Raw genomic sequence first — 934 nt, 5'->3', positions numbered from 1 at the left:
AGATGTGTATAAGAGACAGGAAGCCGGCCGAGACCCGCATGGGTTCCGGTAAGGGTTCGCCGGAGTGGTGGGTCGCCAATGTCAAGCCGGGCCGCGTCCTGTTCGAGGTCGCGGGCGTCAACGAGCAGCTCGCTCGTGAGGCGCTCACCCGTGCCATCCACAAGCTGCCCCTGAAGGCACGCATCATCAAGCGCGAGGAGGGCGACGCGTAATGGCGATCGGCACCAAGACGCTCGCACCCAGCGAGCTCGACACGTTCGAAGACTCCCGTCTCGTCGAGGAGCTGCGCAAGGCCAAGGAAGAGCTGTTCAACCTGCGCTTCCAGTCGGCCACCGGCCAGCTCGAGAGCCACGGCCGCATCCGCGCCGTCAAGCGCGACATCGCGCGCCTGTACACCGTGATCCGTGAGCGCGAGCTCGGGATCCGCGCGACGCCGGCTCCGGTCGAGACGAAGGCGAAGAAGACCAAGGCCAAGAAGGCGGACGCCGCCTCCGAGGCCGCGAAGGAAGAGGCTGAGTGATGGCCACCACCAAGAAGGCTGACGCCGCCCAGGCGTCGGGCCACGAGAGCGCCGAGCACGACGTGCGCGACGCCGGGGCCCGTGGTTACCGCAAGTCGCGCCGCGGCTACGTGGTGAGCGACAAGATGGACAAGACGATCGTCGTCGAGGTCGAGGACCGCGTGAAGCACCCCCTCTACGGCAAGGTCATCCGTCGCACCTCGAAGGTCAAGGCACACGACGAGAACAACACCGCCGGCATCGGCGACCTGGTTGTCATCGATGAGACCCGCCCGCTGAGCGCGACCAAGCGCTGGCGTCTGGTGGAGATCCTGGAGAAGGCCAAGTGATCCAGAACGAATCGCGCCTCAAGGTCGCCGACAACACCGGCGCCAAGGAGCTGCTCACCATCCGCGCTGTCTCTTATACACATCT

At 65.7% G+C, this 934-nt stretch carries 3 protein-coding genes and 1 pseudogene; all 4 read left to right on the top strand.

The window, feature by feature from the left end:
• Positions 1 to 212 (top strand): 50S ribosomal protein L16 (gene rplP / locus DQ241_RS20255; protein WP_113832071.1); only part of this gene is annotated, 212 nt, incomplete at its 5' end.
• Positions 212 to 424: pseudogene (gene rpmC / locus DQ241_RS20250) on the top strand (50S ribosomal protein L29); the annotation flags it as partial. The gene rplP and the pseudogene rpmC, both read left to right, overlap by 1 nt.
• Before the next feature lie 158 nt (positions 425 to 582).
• Complete coding sequence (rpsQ, locus tag DQ241_RS21410; protein ID WP_370444390.1) at positions 583 to 849, top strand: 30S ribosomal protein S17; 267 nt, start codon at positions 583 to 585, stop codon at positions 847 to 849.
• A partial coding sequence (locus tag DQ241_RS20240) for an uL14 family ribosomal protein (RefSeq protein WP_199584795.1) occupies positions 846 to 934 on the top strand: 89 nt, incomplete at its 3' end. The genes rpsQ and DQ241_RS20240, both read left to right, overlap by 4 nt.

Source organism: Blastococcus sp. TF02A-30, from assembly GCF_003319185.1.
Taxonomy (GTDB): Bacteria; Actinomycetota; Actinomycetes; order Mycobacteriales; family Geodermatophilaceae; genus Blastococcus.
This window is presented reverse-complemented; position numbering and strand designations above follow the sequence as displayed.